General features: G+C 65.4%; 16 protein-coding genes. 14 read left to right on the top strand and 2 right to left on the bottom strand.

The genetic code is table 11. The features are described from left to right. The first annotated feature begins 36 nt into the window (after positions 1–36). From gspD to BBTA_RS06005, 5 genes are all read left to right on the top strand, one after another. The gene (gene gspD, locus BBTA_RS06025; RefSeq protein ID WP_041750375.1) at positions 37–2,343 is read left to right on the top strand and encodes a type II secretion system secretin GspD; all 2,307 of its coding nucleotides are present in this window, start codon (positions 37–39) and stop codon (positions 2,341–2,343) included. Continuing rightward, positions 2,315–2,866: a tetratricopeptide repeat protein gene (locus BBTA_RS06020; protein ID WP_012041558.1), complete on the top strand. Its 552-nt coding sequence runs from the start codon at positions 2,315–2,317 to the stop codon at positions 2,864–2,866. The genes gspD and BBTA_RS06020 overlap by 29 nt, the downstream gene beginning before the upstream one ends. Before the next feature lie 251 nt (positions 2,867–3,117). Beyond that, on the top strand, positions 3,118–4,998 hold the full coding sequence (locus BBTA_RS06015) for an alkaline phosphatase family protein (RefSeq protein WP_012041557.1): 1,881 nt from the start codon (positions 3,118–3,120) through the stop codon (positions 4,996–4,998). Between the two features lie 243 nt (positions 4,999–5,241). Further along, complete coding sequence (locus BBTA_RS06010; protein WP_041750374.1) at positions 5,242–6,354, top strand: hypothetical protein; 1,113 nt, start codon at positions 5,242–5,244, stop codon at positions 6,352–6,354. Positions 6,355–6,556: 202 nt separating this feature from the next. After that, positions 6,557–7,174, top strand: a complete 618-nt coding sequence (locus BBTA_RS06005) for a hypothetical protein (protein WP_012041555.1) — start codon at positions 6,557–6,559, stop codon at positions 7,172–7,174. A gap of 37 nt (positions 7,175–7,211) precedes the next feature. Here the strand turns inward: BBTA_RS06005 and BBTA_RS06000 are convergent, their stop codons facing one another. Next, the gene (locus BBTA_RS06000; protein WP_041750373.1) at positions 7,212–8,114 is read right to left on the bottom strand and encodes a LysR family transcriptional regulator; all 903 of its coding nucleotides are present in this window, start codon (positions 8,112–8,114) and stop codon (positions 7,212–7,214) included. Positions 8,115–8,269: 155 nt separating this feature from the next. On the opposite strand from BBTA_RS06000, the gene BBTA_RS05995 reads away from it, so the two are divergent. Genes BBTA_RS05995 through BBTA_RS05975 form a run of 5 tightly spaced genes read left to right on the top strand, consistent with a single transcriptional unit; the run spans position 8,270 to position 12,288 of the window. Then, on the top strand, positions 8,270–9,082 hold the full coding sequence (locus tag BBTA_RS05995; protein WP_012041553.1) for a creatininase family protein: 813 nt from the start codon (positions 8,270–8,272) through the stop codon (positions 9,080–9,082). A gap of 19 nt (positions 9,083–9,101) precedes the next feature. Then, positions 9,102–9,524, top strand: coding sequence for a cupin domain-containing protein (locus BBTA_RS05990; RefSeq protein ID WP_012041552.1), 423 nt, complete (start codon positions 9,102–9,104; stop codon positions 9,522–9,524). Beyond that, positions 9,524–10,348 (top strand): cysteine hydrolase family protein, encoded by an 825-nt coding sequence (locus BBTA_RS05985; RefSeq protein WP_012041551.1) that lies wholly within the window; start codon positions 9,524–9,526, stop codon positions 10,346–10,348. The genes BBTA_RS05990 and BBTA_RS05985 overlap by 1 nt, the downstream gene beginning before the upstream one ends. Positions 10,349–10,353: 5 nt before the next feature. After that, positions 10,354–11,700, top strand: a complete 1,347-nt coding sequence (locus tag BBTA_RS05980; protein ID WP_012041550.1) for an FAD-binding oxidoreductase — start codon at positions 10,354–10,356, stop codon at positions 11,698–11,700. A gap of 3 nt (positions 11,701–11,703) precedes the next feature. After that, positions 11,704–12,288 (top strand): NAD(P)H-dependent oxidoreductase, encoded by a 585-nt coding sequence (locus BBTA_RS05975; RefSeq protein WP_012041549.1) that lies wholly within the window; start codon positions 11,704–11,706, stop codon positions 12,286–12,288. 2 nt (positions 12,289–12,290) lie between these two features. Here the strand turns inward: BBTA_RS05975 and BBTA_RS05970 are convergent, their stop codons facing one another. After that, the gene (locus BBTA_RS05970; protein WP_244424366.1) at positions 12,291–12,716 is read right to left on the bottom strand and encodes a RidA family protein; all 426 of its coding nucleotides are present in this window, start codon (positions 12,714–12,716) and stop codon (positions 12,291–12,293) included. A 227-nt stretch (positions 12,717–12,943) separates the two neighbouring features. Between BBTA_RS05970 and BBTA_RS05965 the strand changes: the two genes are divergently transcribed. The 4 genes from BBTA_RS05965 to BBTA_RS05950 are packed head-to-tail and all read left to right on the top strand — an operon-like array spanning position 12,944 to position 16,967. After that, positions 12,944–13,948, top strand: coding sequence for an ABC transporter substrate-binding protein (locus BBTA_RS05965; protein WP_063719752.1), 1,005 nt, complete (start codon positions 12,944–12,946; stop codon positions 13,946–13,948). 9 nt (positions 13,949–13,957) lie between these two features. After that, on the top strand, positions 13,958–14,812 hold the full coding sequence (locus BBTA_RS05960) for an ABC transporter ATP-binding protein (RefSeq protein ID WP_012041546.1): 855 nt from the start codon (positions 13,958–13,960) through the stop codon (positions 14,810–14,812). Beyond that, complete coding sequence (locus BBTA_RS05955; protein WP_041750372.1) at positions 14,809–15,609, top strand: ABC transporter permease; 801 nt, start codon at positions 14,809–14,811, stop codon at positions 15,607–15,609. Before BBTA_RS05960 ends, BBTA_RS05955 begins: the two co-directional genes overlap by 4 nt. Continuing rightward, entirely contained in the window at positions 15,606–16,967 is a 1,362-nt protein-coding gene (locus BBTA_RS05950) for an amidohydrolase family protein (RefSeq protein ID WP_012041544.1), read from the top strand. Before BBTA_RS05955 ends, BBTA_RS05950 begins: the two co-directional genes overlap by 4 nt. Positions 16,968–16,977: the final 10 nt, after the last annotated feature.

Raw genomic sequence — 16,977 nt, 5'->3', positions numbered from 1 at the left:
GTTGCGGCCAGTCCACATGAGTAGGTCGGCAAGTCCATGTTTTGCATCGGCAATCGAAGCCAGTCCGCTGCGGTTGTCCGGCATGGTTTGCTGCTCGCAGGCACCGTCCTGCTCGCCTCCTGCAACATGGCGACGCTGAATTCTCAGGCCAGCGCGCCGGCGGATGTCGACGTGATCGACAAGGTCCGCTCGCTCGATATCTTGCCACGCGATGAGCGGCCGGTCGGGTCGCTCCAGAGCCGCCCCGAGGTCGAACGCGCGAGCGCGCGGACCTATCAGGGGACGGTGGTTCAGGAGGTCGCCGAGGTCAGGCCGCAGCCGGCGGCCGATGGCAAGGGCTACGATCTCAATTTCGAGAACACGCCGATCGCGCTGGTCGCGAAGGTCGTGATCGGCGACATTCTCGGCGCCGGCTATTCGATCGATCCGCGCGTCCAGGGCAGCGTGAGCCTGGTCTCCGCGCGGCCGGTGCCGAAATCCGACATTCTGTTCGTGCTGGAAAGTGCGCTGCGCCTGTCAGGCGTCGTGCTGGTCCGCGAGGGCGGCGGCTACAAGCTGACGCCGCTCGGCGATGCCATCGGGGCCGGCCGCGTCGACGGCGAAGCCGGTCGCGCCGAGCCCGGCTACGGCGTGTCGGTGGTGCCGCTGCAATATGTCGGCGCGCAGACGATCCTCAAGCTGATGGACAGCTTCGCAACCCGCGCCGGCAGCGTGCGCGCCGACTCCACGCGGAACCTGCTGCTCATCCAGGGCACCGGCGCCGAGCGGCGCTCGGCGATCGAGACCGCGCTGAGCTTCGACGTCGATTGGATGCGCGGCCAGTCGGTCGGCGTCTTTCCGGTCAGCAATTCGGCGCCCGAGCCGCTCGTCGCCGAGCTCGAAAAGATCATGGACACCGGCGAGAACGGGCTGAGCCAGAATCTGGTGAAGCTGCAGGTCGTCAGCCGGCTCAACGCCATCATGGTGGTGACGCGCAAGCCGGCGCTGCTGCAGACCGCGGCGACCTGGATCCGCCGGCTCGACCAGGCCGATTCCGGGCGCACCAGCGTCCACGTCTATCGCATCCGCTACGGCGATGCGCGCCAGCTCGCGAAGGTGCTCACCGACATGTTCGGCGGCGCCAGCTCCTCGTCCACCGACAGCACCGACAATCAGGCGGCGCCCGGCTCGGATGGGACGACGACATCGGTTGCCGATCGGCTGTCCTTCAACACCAACGCAGCCGGATCAGCCAACGGCGGTGCGACGACATCGAGCCGGCTGCAAGGCGCCGGCGGCCTGTCCGGGATGCAGTCCTCAAGCGCGTCATCGGCGTCCAGCAGCACGCCGTCGGCGAGCGGGCTGGAACCGCGCTCCGGCGGCAGCGGCGGCCAGGCGCTGATGCCGAACGTCCGCATCACGCCGGATACCGTCAACAATTCGCTGCTGATCTATGCTGATCGCGAGAGCTATCGCACCATCTCCAGCACGCTGCAGCAGCTCGACCAGCCGGTGCTGCAGGTCGGCATCGACGCGACCATCGCCGAGGTGACGCTGACCAACGAATTGTCCTACGGCGTGCAGGCTTATCTGTCGAGCAAGGTGCTCGGTCTCGGCACCGACAAGGGCTCGATCACCAATACCCAGACGACCTCGGTGGCGACGGCGACGACCGCGGCCGCGACCTCGGCGCTGATCAACCGCGCGCTGCCCGGCTTCAACTTCCTGATCGGGCACGAGGCGTCACCCAACATGATCCTCGATGCGCTGCATACGGTGACCAGCGTGAAGGTGCTCTCGAACCCGTCGCTGGTCGTGATCAACAATCAGACGGCCACCCTGCAGGTCGGCGATGTCGTGCCGGTCTCGACCGGCAGCGCGACGGTGCTGTCGTCCAGCAACACAGTCGTGAACACCATCGACTATCGCAACACCGGCATCATCCTGCGTGTCGTGCCGCGGATCGCCGCCAATGGCAATGTCCGGCTGGAGGTCGAGCAGGAGATCAGCAACGTCGCCGCGCAGAGCGCCGCGAGCCTGACGCCGACGGTGTCACAGCGCAAGGTCAAGAGCGCGATCTCGGTCGCCAACGGCCAGACCGTGCTGCTGGCGGGCCTGATCAGCGAGCAGCAGAACGGCAACCGCAACGGCATTCCCGGCTTCGACGAGATCCCGATCCTGGGCGACACGTTCTCGCATCAGGACAAGAAGGGCACCCGGACCGAGCTGATCATCTTCATCCGGCCGCAGATCATCCGCGACGGCAGCGATGCTCATCAGGTGGCCGAAGAACTCCGTTCCAAGCTCCGCGGATCGGTCGGAGCCAGCATCACGGATGATTTGCGTGTCCGCACCACCCGCTGACCATCTCGGCCACCAGCCTCGGCCGTCGATCCGACGTCGCATCAAGGCCGCGACCGCGGCGGCCCTGCTGCTCGCAACGATGTCCGCCTCCGCTCACGCCGACACGATCAGCGCCGCACGCAGCGCCTATGCGCGCGGCGATTTCGTGCGCGCCGTCCGCGTGCTGAGTCCGCTGGCGCTGCACGGCGATCCGCGCGCCCAGGCGATGCTCGGGTTCATGTACGAGAACGGCTTCGGCACGCCGCAGGCCTATGAGGTCGCCAGCGATCTCTATTGCCAGGCCGCGGCCGCGGGCAATCCGTTCGGCCAGGCCATGCTCGGCCTGATGTATGACAAGGGTCACGGCGTTCCGCAGGACGTGGTGCTCGCCTACAAATGGCTCAACCTCGCGGCCGGCAATGCCGGGCGGGCGCAGCGGAGCTATTACCTCCGCCTGCGCAACGCCGTCGCCTCGAAGATGTCGACCAGCCAGATCGCGCAAGGTCAGGCGCTCGCGCTGGGCTGGGTGCCCGGCCAGTTCTGAGCTGCTACTCACAACTGATTACGCAAGCGCCGCAACCGACGTCCGGTTCACGCTGACGTTCGATCCGGCTCGCACGAAGCTCGTCGCGCGGATCGACAAGCTCGCATCGCGGCGATGCCCAGCATTTCTGGACATTTCACAAAACCGCATCACGACCGACACCTCGTTGCAATTTGTTGCCGCGATAAATCGTCGCAGGCCGCTCACCACATGGCGCGCGTGCCAGCACCCCACTCCGCCCGGAGATTTTCATGACCAGAACAGTCACGCGGTCGAAGGCGCTTGCGCTTGCGACCACCGCCGTCTTCACCGCAACCAGCATCGCGCCCGCCTTCGCCGGACCGGCGACCACCACGCCGATCGAGCACGTCATCATCATCGTCGGCGAGAACCATACCTTTGACAATCTGTTCGGCACCTACAAGCCGAAGTCCGGACAGAGCATCGATAATCTGCTCAGCAAAGGCATCGTGAACGAGGACGGCTCCCCGGGCCGGCACTTCAAGAAGGCCGAACAGCGCATCGGCCGCGACGAGGTGCGTTACACCGCCGAGACGGCCTCCACCGGCGCCTACGCGACATTGCCGCAGCCCTACACGACCTATGGAATCGGCCTGCCGCAGAACGTGCTCGATACGCGCTTCCCGGCCAATCTCCCCAACGGACCGTACCAGATCTCGAAATACGTCCCCTACGCCGCCTACACCGGAGATCCGGTGCACCGCTTTTTCCAGATGTGGCAGGACGTCGATGGTGGCAAGCACGACAAGTTCGTGTGGGTCGAGCAGACCATCGGCACCGGTTCGAACGGCAAGCCCTATCCGGCGGGCGGCTTCAACCCGATGGAAGGCGCGATTTCCATGGGCTTCTACAACATGAACCCGTTCACCGACGCCTCGGGCAAGGCCCAGCCCGGTGACGCGCCGTTCTTCAAGCAGCTCGCCGACGAATATGCGATCAGCGACAATTATCACCAGGCCATCATGGGCGGCACCGGCGCCAACTTCCAGGCGCTGGTGACCGGACACGCGGCGTTCTTCACCAATCCCGAGACGCTGAACGGCGCGCCTGCGGTGCCCTATGCCAACCAGATCGAGAATCCGGATCCGGTTTCGGGGACCAACAACTACTACAAGCAGGACGGCTACAGCGGTGGCTCCTACGTCAACTGCTCCGACCCGAGCGCGCCGGGCGTTGCCGCCATCAATGAGCAGCTGTTCAAGAACGGCGTCTATCACAACAATTGCGCGCCGAACCATTATTACCTGGTCAACAATTACAGCATGTACTGGAATCAGACGAGCGCCAAGCCGAACGCACTCGGCTCGGACAAGTTCGTGCTGCCGCCGCAGAGCGCGCCGACCATTGCCGACGTGATGACTGCGAAGGGCGTGTCCTGGAAGTACTACAGTGCCGACCGTGGTGACGACGCCACCACCTTCGCCAAGAGCGTCGATGGCGTGCCGCTGCTGTTCCACTCCTATTGCGGCATTTGCGATCCCCTCACCGGCTTCAACAAGATCATGAAGACGCCGTCCGAGGAAGCCAAGCTGCAGAACTACGGCGCCTTCGTGAAGGACATCCAGAACAACACCCTGCCGGCGGTGTCGTTCGTGCGTCCGTTCGAGGCGCTCGCAGGTCATCCCGCGGATTCGACCACGGACCTCTATGAGAAGTTCCTGGAAGCCCTGATCAACCGCGTCAAGGCCAACCCGCAGCTCTGGGCCAAGACCGCGATCTTCATCACCACCGACGAAGGCGGCGGATATTACGATTCGGGCTATATTCAGCCGGTGGACTTCCTCGGCGACGGCACCCGCATTCCCTTCATCCTGGTCTCGCCGCTCGCCAAGAAAGGGCATGTCGACCATACCTACTACGATCACGTTTCGCTGCTGAAGTTCATCGAGCGGAATTGGCGGCTGCCCACCATTTCGGCCGTCAGCCGTGACCGGCTGCCGAACCCGATCCATGACCGCGACGATCATCGCTATGTTCCGGTGAACCGTCCGGCCATCGGCGACCTGATGAATCTGTTCGTCTTCGCCGACGAAGATGGTGATCATCACCACCACGGCCATTGGCACCACCACGATCGCGATGACCGCGACGATCGCGACGACGACCGCTGATTGTTCGGCCCCATCAGCGTCCAATTCTATTCCGACAAGCAGGAGCCCGCCGCAGATGATGCGGCGGGTTTTGCGTCGTGCGCACGATCGAGAATCCCCGACGCCATGCGCCGGCGCCATCATGGATCCGTCAGTTGATTGTCAGCCGATTGTCACGTCCCCGTTAACGACGCTCCGCATCGTTGCGGGGCCGCTTGCACACAAGCGGCACGATGTAACCGAGGTCTTGGGGGATCTTGCCGAATGTCATTTCGATCATCATTCAAATCCGCTTTTCAAGAACTGCTCACGCTGTCTGCGGCGGTCTCGCTGCTCGCGTTCGCCGCAGCGCCGAGCTTCGCGCATGACCACGAGCGCGACGACGACGACAGCTATACGATCGGGCTTTGGGGCGACCTGCCCTATTCCACGCTGCAGGCCACGGTGGGCGTACCGAACCTGATCGCCGACATGAACGCGCACCGGCTGAAATTCACCGTTCACGACGGCGATCTCAAGCAGGGCTCGAATTCAGCCTGTGACGCCGGCCTCTACGCTCAGGCGCTCGCTTTCTTGAACAGCCTGGAAGCGCCGGCGATGTTTACGCCGGGCGACAACGACTGGGTCGATTGCGATCGGCCGTCCAATGGCGGCTTCAACTCGCGCGAGCGGCTCGACTATGAGCGCAAGGTGTTCTTCTCGACCCCGTTCTCGCTCGGTCAACGCAGGCTGCGCCAGGAGGTGCAGACCGATGCGCTGTGCCTCGGTGCCAACGGCACCAAGGTCGGCTGTGTCGAGAATCGCCGCTGGACGGTCGGACGCGTGACCTATGCGACGCTCAACGTGCAGGGCTCCTGCAACAATCTCTGCGACACGAATCCCGATCCGGACGAGTACAACGCACGCAATGCGGCCGTCATTCTCTGGATGCAGCAGACCTTCGCGGAAGCCAAGAAGCGCCATTCGGCTGCCGTGATGCTCATTTCCCAGGCCGATCCCGGCTGGGATCTGTCCGACTCCACGCGCGCGCCGTTGCGCGATCCGAAGACCCTCGCCGAGACCGACGGCCAGCCCGACGGCTTCGCGAGCTTCCTGACCGCGTTGCGCACCGAGGTCGAAGCGTTCCGCAAGCCGGTGGCCTATGTCCATGGCGACTCGCATTACTTCCGCATCGACCAGCCGTTCCTCAACAGCGCGGGTCAGCGGCTCGAGAACTTCGTTCGCGTCGAGACCTTCGGCGACAATCAGGGCAACGGCAACAACGACGTCCGTTGGCTCAAGGTCACCGTCGATCCGCGCAGCCGCGACGTGTTCTCCTACCAGCCCGTCACCGTTCCGGCCAACCGGACCGCGGTGCCGGCGCCGACCCGCTACTGACCCACGACACTTCAAGTCGCCCAGCCTGGCTGGGCGACTTGATGCGGCGCAGAGAGAAGGCCGTTAGTCCCGCTGGCCGAGGCGTTCGCTGCGCAGCGGCGATGGTCAACGGCCCGGATCCTGATCGGGGAACCATCCCGGCACGCGTGGTACGCTCCGGCCGCCAAGTAGCAAATGGCGCCATGACCGACTAGCATGGGACATGCCGCGCAAGCTGAAGACATACCAGACCTCGCAAGGGTTCTTCGATCTGGCCGTCGCCGCCCCCTCGATGAAGGCCGCGCTGGAAGCCTGGGGCGCGCGCAGCAATCTCTTCCACCAGGGCTTTGCGAAGGAAATCGGGGATCCCCAGGTGATCGCCGCGACGATGGCAAAACCGGGCGTCGTGCTGCAGCGACCGGTCGGGACGACGGAGCCTTTCCAGGAGCACGCGCGCCTGCCTTCGCCCGACATGCTGGACCTGCCGCGCAGGACAGAAGCGCCGGCCAAGCGCAAGCCACAGAAAACCTCCAATGCGCAGCCGGTCGACGACAAGTCCGCCCGCAAGGCCGCGCGGACTGACCAGAAGGAGCAGCGCCGGCGCGAGAAAGAGTGGCAGAAGCAACAAGCCGCCGCAGCCAAGCAGCGCGAGCACCAGCAAAAGGCCGTCGCAGCCGCCGAGGCCGCACTCGAACGCGCCCAGAAGGAGCACGAGTCCATCGCATCCGAGATCGCGGCGGACCGGGCGCGGATCGAACAGCGCGCACAGGCTGAGGAACGGCGCTGGCAAGATGTCAAGGACCGTCTTCAAGCCGCCTTGCGCCGGGCCAGCCGTAGCTAAAAGATAATCCATGAGCCCTCGCGGGCGCGCGCCTTGGCTAGCTCACAGCCTCCTGCATCATGGCCTTGAGCATCTCGGCGAGCACGCTTGCGATCGCGCTGGTGCCGCGCTTGTGTCCGATCAACATCAGGGCTTGAGCGTCGTCGGCCAGTTCGCGAATGGCGACATAGACCAGCCGGCCCGCGCGCCGCTCGAAGTCGATGTCGAACGGCGTCAGGAACGTGATGCCATTGTTCAGGATCGCCGCCTGGCGCATGATCTCGATCGAGTTGGTTTCGATGATGGGGTGCAGGTCGAGCGCGGCGCGGGAGAATGCCGCGTCGAGATAAGGCCGGATCGCGCTGCTCTGATCGGCGATGACAATCGGGTAATCGATGCAATCGCTCAGCCGGATGCTGGCGCGCTTGGCCAGTGGATGATCGGGAGCCATGACGCCGCCGAGTTTCGCGACCGCCCGTCCGAGCAGCTTGAGATTGGCATCCTTGGCGAAGTCGAAACCGATGCCGAGATCGGCTTCGCCGTTCGCGACCGCCGACTGGATCTCTGCGCCAGTGTTGTAGAGCGTGAGGCTCAGCTTCACGCGTGGATTGGCCATGCGGAATTCCCTGACCGTGCCCGGCACCAGATTCGACGCGAGACCGCTCATCATCGCGACGGTGATCTCGCCGCGACGCAGGCCCTTGAGCTCCTCGATCTTGGCTTGCGCCCGGGTCAATTCCTTCAAGGTCTGGCGGACATGTCCGATCAGGATCTCGCCGGCTGCGGTCAAGATCAGCTTCTTCGGCAACCGTTGAAAAATGGGCGTCCCGAGTTGCATCTCCAGCGCGAGGATCTGGCGACTGATCGCGGAAGCAGCGACGTTCAGGCGGTTTGCCGCCTTGCGGATCGACCCGGTACGGGCGACTTCGTCGATATAGTTCAGCAAACGGCTGTGAAGCATGGCCGGGGTCCGCGAGACGCTGGCCCGGAGGTTGGCGTCACGTTGCTCAAAAGGCAACAGGGTTGCCGAATCTTGGTGCTTTGAAGCGCCGGTCGCACATGCAAGATCAAGACACCTGCGGGCATTGGGGCCCGGACGGCAGACGCGACGGGACGATGGCTGCGACGTCACGCTTTTGGTGGGACCTTTCGACCACGGAGTTCGGCGCGCTCGATACCGAGCGGACCGTGGCCATCCTGCCGGTCGGCGCGATCGAGCAGCATGGGCCGCATCTCCCGGTGAAGGTCGACGCCGCCATCAATGCGGGCATCCTGTCGCGCGCCCTGGAGCTGATGCCGCCGCACAGCGCCGCACTGGTGCTGCCGCCGCTGCCTTACGGCAAGTCCGACGAGCATCTCGCCTTTCCCGGGACGCTGACGCTGTCCCATGAGACGCTGGGGCGGGTCTGGTACGAGATCGCCGAATCCGTTCACCGGGCCGGGGTCCGCAAGATCCTATTCTTCAACTCCCATGGCGGCCAGCCGCAGCTGCTCGACATCATCTGCCGCGATCTGCGGGTGAAGCTCGGCATGCTCGCGGTCAACACGACATGGTGGCAGCTGATCGACATCAGCGACCTGTTCGCAGCAGACGAGATCAGGCTCGGCATTCATGGCGGGCAGATCGAGACCAGCGCCATGCTCCATCTGGCGCCCGATGACGTGCGAATGGACCGCGCCGAGACCTTCATCTCGGCTGCCGCGGCCATCGAGCAGGAGTTCGCGCTGCTTGGTCCGGAGGCCGCCGCACGCTTCGGCTGGCAGGCCCAGGACCTGCATCCGGCCGGGGTCTGCGGCGATGCGCGTGCGGCCAGCGCCGAGCTTGGCCGCGCCGTGGTCGAGCGCGCGGCTCCACGGCTGGTCGCGCTGGTCGACGATATCAGCCGCTATCCGCTGTCGCGGATCGTGGCCGGCCACCGCTCACAATGATCAGCGCAAGAGGTGATGCATGGCGTTCAGCGCAGTTCAGCTGTCACAAGCCAAGGCGTTTCGCATTTCTCCGAAGGACACCAACTACTTCGTCATGCTGTTCGACGGCGCGAGCGACCGCATCGCCAATATCTTCGTGATCGAGATCTTCCGGCCGGGAGGCGCCACGCCGCCGAACGTCCATGCCACGGCGCATGAGTTCTTCCACGTGTTGCACGGCGAGGGCATTGCCCGCTGCGATGACAAGACGCTGCCGATCAAGAAGGGTGATTCGCTGCTGCTGCATCCCGGATCCGAGCACGTGATCGAGAACACCGGGGCGGGCAAGCTGTATACGCTCACGGTCATGACGCCGAACGAGGGGTTCGCCGAGCTCATCCGGAATGGCGAACCGGTCGAGATCGAGACGGACGATCTCCGCGTGCTGCAGGGCGCCGGCTGATGGCGGTCCGGACAGACGCAGGCGAGGAAGCCGGCCTGCATCCGCTCGGAACGAGCGCATCCAATCGCTGGATGGTGTCGCAGGCGCATGCCGATCTGGTTCGTCCGCGGCTGCCGGCGCTGCCCATCGCGGTCGAAACGCGGAGCAAGAGCGTGCGCTTCGATCTCGCGCGGAGCGCGATCATCGTGATCGACATGCAGAACGACTTCTGCCATCCCGAGGGCTGGCTGGCATCGATCGGCGTCGATGTGACATCCGCGCGGGCCCCCATCGCCCCGCTCCAACGGCTGCTGCCGGTCCTGCGCAACCAGCGCGTGCCGGTGATCTGGCTCAACTGGGGCAACCGGCCGGATCGCCTCAACCTCAGTCCGGCACTGCTGCATGTCTACAAGCCGAGCGGCGTCGGCACCGGCCTCGGCGACCCGCTCCCGGGGTCAGGCGCGCATGTCCTGGAGCACGGCAGCTGGTCGGCCGGAATCGTCGATGAGCTGGCGCCGGCCGCCTCCGATATCCACGTCGCGAAGTACCGGATGTCGGGCTTCCAGGATACCGAGCTCGACAGCATCCTGCGCAATCTCGGCGTCACGACGCTGCTGTTCGCCGGCGTCAATGCCGACCAATGCGTGCTGTGCACGCTCCAAGACGCCAATTTCCGCGGCTACGACTGTCTCCTGATTGCCGACTGCACCGCCACAACATCGCCATCCTATTGCATGGCCGCCACGCTCTACAACGTGCAGCAGTGCTTCGGCTTCGTCGTCGACTCTCCAGCGATCGGCGTCGCGCTCGCTGGCCTCGCGCCGGATCGGCGGGAGGCCACGTGAACACGATGTCACCGGACACCCTGGGCCGCCTGCTGGCCGATCTCGACGACATCCCGACGATCACGGATGCACGGATCGTGCGCCGCCGTTCACGCGATTTCTTCTGGTACAGCCCGATTCTCAACGAGCTGCTGAGCGACAAATCGGCGGACATTCTGGTGTCGCCGCGCAACGAGGCCGAGATCATCCGCATCGCGGCGGCCTGCGCCCGCCATCGCGTGCCGCTGACGGTGCGCGCCGGCGGGACTGGAAATTATGGCCAGGCCGTGCCGCTTCGCGGCGGCGTGCTGCTCGACATCACGGCGCTCGATCGCATCGAATGGGTCCGGCCGGGCGCGATCCGGGTCGCGGCGGGTGCCAAGCTGAACGTCATCGACGCCGAGCTCGCACCGCACGGCTTCGAGCTTCGCATGCATCCCTCCACCAAGCGAACGGCCACGATCGGGGGCTTCGTTGCCGGCGGCTCCGGCGGCATCGGCTCGGTCACCTATGGCGGCCTGCGCGAGCCCGGCAACATCCTGGCCGCGCGTGTCGTCACGATCGAAGAAGAGCCGCGGGTGATCGAATTGCGCGGCGATGCGGCGCAGAAGATCAATCGTGCCTATGGCACGACCGGCATCATCACCGCACTGGAAATGCCGCTCGCACCGGCATGGACCTGGATCGACATCGTCGTAGCCTTTGACGACTTCGCGGAGGCTGCGGCGTTCGGCCAGGAGGCGGCGCTGGCCGATGGCGTCGTCAAGAAGCTGATCTCCGCCGTGGCTGCACCATTGCCGACCTATTTCGGCGCGCTGCGGCCGCATTGCCCGGACGGCAAGAGCATCGTGATGGCGATGGTGGCCGAACCCAGCCTCGAAAGCTTCAAGGCGCTGCTGAATGGCCGCGGCAGCATCACGCTGGAGACGCCGACCGATGACGGCCCGGGCCAGGTGCCGCTCTACGAATACAGCTGGAACCACACGACCTTGCAGGTCCTGAAGGCCGATCGCAGCGTGACCTATCTGCAGTCGCTTTATCCGCCTGATCGTCTGCTGGAGAAGGTTGCCGAAATCCGTCAGCTGTTTCCCGACGAGGTGCTGCCGCATCTCGAGTTCATCCGCTTCGGCGGCCGCGTGACCTGCAGCGGCCTGCCGGTGGTGCGCTATCGCGATCCGGAGCGGTTGAACGAGATCATCCGAATGCACGAGGCGCGCGGCGTCTCGATTGCCAATCCTCATGTGTTCACGATCGAGGACGGCAGCCGCTACAAGCGCGCCGATGCCGATCAGTTCGGCTTCAAGCGCGAGGTCGATCCGCTTGGGCTGCTCAATCCCGGCAAGATGCGCAGCTTCGTCCCCGACGGGGCCTGACCGATGCGCGTGCTCTATGTCTATTGCCATCCCCTCGCCGACAGCTTCCATGCCGCGATCCGGACGGAGGCGCTGGCGGCGCTGGCCGACACCGGGCACGATGTCGATCTGCTCGACCTCTATGCCGAAGGCTTCGATCCGGTCCTGACCGCGGAACGGCGGCGCGTCTACCACGATCCGGCGCGCAACCGCCGCAACAACGCGACCTATGCGGACCGCCTGGCTGCCGCGGAAGGCCTGATCGTTCAGTTTCCGACCTGGTCATTCGGGCCACCGGCCATGTTGAAGGGCTGGTTCGACCGCATGTTCGGCCCCGGCATCGCGCTCGATCTGTCGGATCCGGCCCATGCGAAACCGATGCTGCACAACATCCGCTGCGTCTCGGGCATCAGCACCTATGGCCGGCCGCGCTGGCAGGCCATCGCGATGGCCGATCCGCCGCGCAAGATCGTCACGCGTTATCTGCCCTGGTTCACGGCCAAGCGAACCCGCGTGCGCTACCACGCGCTCTACCACATGAACATGGCCACCGCCAATCAGCGCGCGCGCTTTCTGGCGACCGTCGGACAAGCGATGCGCGCGTTCTGAACTTATGGCGCGGGCGCCGCCGCGATCGCCTCGATCTCCACCACGAATTCCGGCCGCGTAAAGCCCGACACGATCACCAAGGTCGAGGCCGGTGGCGTATCGCCGACATGGCGGTCGCGCGCACGCATGTAGCCCTGCATGTGCTCGCGTCCGGTGACGTAGGCGTTGAGACGCACAATATCAGCAAGCGAGAGGCCGTCCTCGGCGAGGATCGCCGCGATGGCGGCAAAGCAGAGGTCCGCCTGCGCCTCGGCGTCCGGCGGGATCACGCCGTCGGCCGTGATGCCGAGCTGCCCCGAGGTGACCACCAGGCGGTGACCAGCCGGAACAGCAATCCCGTGGCTGTAGCGCGCGAATGGCGGATGGATGCTTGGCGGAGACAGCGCGCGACGGGTCATGATGACAGGCTTGGGCAGCAGACGATGCATGATGTTAGTTCACGCGCAGGACCGCCGTCACGCTGCATTATTGGCCTCATTACAGCGCGACTGCTGCTTGCGCTCGCACTCTTTGCTCAAGAAGTCGGCGTTGCCGCGAAGGCAACGGATTGCTCGAATCAAAATGCTTTGAGGTGACAGTGGGCCTGTGCATTCTGGATTGCAGGGTGCGACGGCCACGGACTTGGCCTGCAGCCGAAGCGGCTGGAATGAGGTCGATGGCGAAGGTCATGAAAGCGATGGTCAGGAAAGCTCTTTCTCAACTGCTGGGGGCTGCGTTGATCGGGAGCTACGTGCTCTCCCCAGCATCGGCCGCCGACAAGGTCACCTTTCTCACCTCGTGGTTTGCCCAGGCCGAGCATGGCGGCTTCTATCAGGCCAAGGCCACGGGCCTCTATGAGAAGGCCGGGCTGGACGTCACCATCAAGACGGGTGGGCCGCAGGTGAACGGCACGCAACTGCTGCTTGCGGGCGATGCCGACTTCATCATGGGATATGACATCCAGGTGCTGAAAGGACGGGAGCAGAAGCTGCCGCTGGTCACCGTGGCGTCGTCGTTCCAGTTCGACCTTCAGGGCATCATGGCGCATGACGACGTCGCCGATCTCGCCGCCCTCAAGGGACGACCGGTCCTGATCGCCGGTTCGTCGCGCGTGACGTTCTGGCCCTGGCTGCGCGCCAAATATGGCTATACCGACGATCAGATCCGGCCCTACACGTTCAACCTGCAGCCGTTCTTCGCCGACAAGACGATCGCCCAGCAGGGCTATCTCTCCTCGGAGCCCTACCAGGCGCTGCAGCAGAACGAGAAAGTGAAGTTTTTCCTGTTCGCGGACGGCGGCTATCCGCCCTACGGATCCACCATCGTCACGACGGAAAAGATGATCGCCGAGAAGCCGGATGTGGTCGCGCGCTTCGTCAAGGCCTCGCTCGAGGGCTGGCGCGACTACATGGAGACCCCCGCACCCGGCAACGGTCTTATCAAGGCCGACAATCCCAAGATGACCGACGGCCAGATCGCCTTCGCGCTGGAGAAGCTCAAGGAGACCAAGGCCGTCGACGGCGGCGATGCGGCCAAGCTCGGCATCGGCATCATCACCGCCGACCGCTACAAGCAGATCTACGACTTCCTGGTCGCCGGCGAGCTGCTCGACGCCAAGACCGAGTGGCAGAAGGCGTTCGACGATCGCTTCGTCAAGGATCTCAAGATCGGCGTGAAGTGAACGGAGCCCATGAACGCGCTGCCCCCAGGCGATCGTTTCGAGGACAAGGCCGATCACGCGCGCGAGCCCGCGGGCCGCGCTCCCGTCGTCGAGGTGCTGTCGGCGGAGAAGGTGTTCCAGAACGGCGCGCGCGGGCTGGCGCCGGTCGACCTGACCATCGCCGACGGCGAGTTCCTCACGCTGATCGGCCCGTCCGGTTGCGGCAAGAGCACGCTTCTCAAGCTGATCGCCAATCTGATCGAGCCGTCGGACGGCCGGCTGCTCTGGTGGCGCGGTGGACAGGACCGGGTGGGGCAGGACGGCCGGCGGCTCGCCTTCGTATTCCAGGAGCCCACTTTGATGCCCTGGGCGCGGGCTGACGCCAATGTGCGTCTCCCGCTCGAACTCGCCGGCGTCGGCAAGCGCGACGCCGCGCCGCGCGTCGCCGATGCGCTGGCGCGGGTCGGCCTGTCAGCGTTCAGCCGGCACTATCCCAGGCAGCTCTCCGGCGGCATGAAGATGCGGGTGTCGATCGCACGGGCGCTGGTGACGGAGCCGAACCTGCTGCTGATGGACGAACCCTTCGGCGCGCTCGACGAGTTCACCCGCAACCGGCTCGACGACGATCTGGTCCGGCTGTGGTGGGAGCGCCGGCTGACCACGGTGTTCGTGACGCATTCGATCTATGAAGCCGTGTTTCTCTCGACCCGGATCATCGTCATGGCCGCCAATCCAGGCCGGATCTTCCGCACCATGACGATCGACGCGGCCCAGCCGCGCGATCTGGGCTTTCGCGACAGCCCGCAATTCGCCGCCTATTGCCGCGAGCTGTCGGCCTGGCTCGCCGAGGCCTCGCTGCCGCAGCGAACGGGAGGCGCCGCGTGAGGCCGCTGTTGCAGTCCGAAGCCTTTATCCGCATCGCCGCGCCGCTCGGCGTCGGCATCGTCATGGTCGGGCTCTGGGAGATCGGCTTTCGCCTTGCAGCCGTGCCGGTGTACCTGTTCCCGAAACCGAGCGACATCGTCGCGAGCTTTATGCAGCATGGCCCGGCCCTGCTCCGCGCGCTGCTGGTGACCCTGCGCATCACGCTGCAGGCCTTTGCAGCCGCCGTGCTGCTCGGTACGCTGATCGCCTTCATGTTCGTGCAGAGCCGGGCCATCGAGATCAGCCTGTTTCCCTATGCCGTGCTGCTGCAGGTGACGCCGGTGGTGGCGATTGCGCCGCTGATCATCATCCTGGTCAAGAACACCCAGCTCTCGCTCACGATCTGCGCGACGCTGGTCGCGCTGTTTCCGATCATCTCCAACACCACGCTCGGCCTGCGCAGCGTCGATCCGGGCCTCGCCAACTACTTCCGCATGAACCGGGCGAGCCGGCTGAAGACGCTCATCAAGCTGCGCATCCCGGGCGCGCTGCCCTACTTCTTCGGCGGCCTGCGCATCTCCAGCGGCCTCGCGCTGATCGGCGCGGTCGTCGCCGAGTTCGTCGCCGGCACCGGCGGGCGCTCGTCGGGACTGGCCTATGAGATCCTCGACGCCGGCTTCACATTGGACATTCCCCGCATGTTCGCGGCGCTCTTCCTGATCACGCTGACCGGCGTCGCGTTGTTCGCGATCATGGTGGCGGTGTCGCGGCTGGCGCTGTCGAGCTGGCACGAGAGCGAGATCGGCGCCGAGACATGACCACGATGTTGATCGAGAACGCGGCAGGCATCTTTACCGGACGCCCCGGCGATGCCATGCGGACGACGGGCGCGATCCGCATCCGCGACGGCGTCATTGCGGAGATGGGGGCCTTGCACGCCGAGCCCGACGAGCCGCGGCTCGATGCCACCGGCTGCGTCATCTATCCCGGCCTGGTGTCGACCCATCACCACATGTTCCAGAGCGTGCTGAAGGGCGTGCGTGCCGGCATCAACCTGCCGCTGGCCGGCTGGTTGCGCTCGGTGCCGTACCGGCACTGGTCGGGCATCGACGAAGAGGCGCTGGCGGTCGCAGCGCGCATCGCGTTGGCCGAACTGCTGCTGTCGGGCACGACGACGGTCGCCGATCACCATTATCTGTTCAGCGACAGCTACCGGTTCGACCCCGCACAGGTGATTTTCGATATCGCCCGCAGCCTTGGGATCCGCCTGGTGTTCTGCCGCGGCGGCGCCACCATCGGCCGCAACTTCGATACCGACGAGTTTCCGCCGATGCCGGTGCAGTCGCTGGACCGCATGCTGCAGTCGGTGGAAGCCTGCGCCCAGCGCTTCCACGACGCCTCGCCCGGGAGCCTGACGCGGGTGGCGGTGGCGCCGACCACGCCGACCTGGTCGCTCGATCCGGGTGAGCTGCGCGAGGTGATCGCCGCCGCACGGCGGATGAAGCTGCGGCTGCACAGCCACCTGTCCGAGACCGCGGACTATGTCGAGTTCTGCCTGTCGGTGCACGGCAAGCGCCCGGTGCACTGGCTCGCCGAGCATGACTGGCTCGGCGACGACGTCTGGTTTGCGCATCTCGTGCATCTCGACGCGGAAGAGGTCGGCATTCTCGCCAGCACCGGGACCGGCATGGCGCATTGTCCGCAGTCCAATTGCCGGCTTGGCTCCGGGATCGCCCCGGCCGATGCCATGGCGCGGCTCGGCGGCGCGGTGTCGCTCGGCGTCGACGGCGCGGCCTCGAACGAATCAGCGGACATGCTGAGCGAGATGCATAGCTGCTGGCACACCCATCGCGCGCTCAAGGGAGCGCATGCGTTGACCGCCGAGGACGTCGTGCACTGGGCGACCGCCGGCGGCGCGCGCGTGCTCGGCATGCCCTCGATCGGGACGCTCGCGCCCGGCCAGCAGGCCGATATCGCGATCTTCAAGCTCGACCAGCCGCGGCACTTCGGCATGCACGATCCGATGATCGCGCCGGTGACCTGCGCCGGATCGGCCGACATCCGCTATCTCCTGATCGGCGGCCGCACCGTCGTCGAGAACGGAGCGATTCCCGGCCTCGACATGCAGAAGCTCAAAGCCGATGCCGCGCGCGTCGTGACGCGTCTGGCGGCCTAACCCGGAGGGA

The organism is Bradyrhizobium sp. BTAi1 (assembly GCF_000015165.1).
Lineage (GTDB): Bacteria > Pseudomonadota > Alphaproteobacteria > Rhizobiales > Xanthobacteraceae > Bradyrhizobium > Bradyrhizobium denitrificans.
Note: the sequence above shows the minus strand (reverse complement) of the source record. Positions and strands in the feature narration are given on the sequence as shown.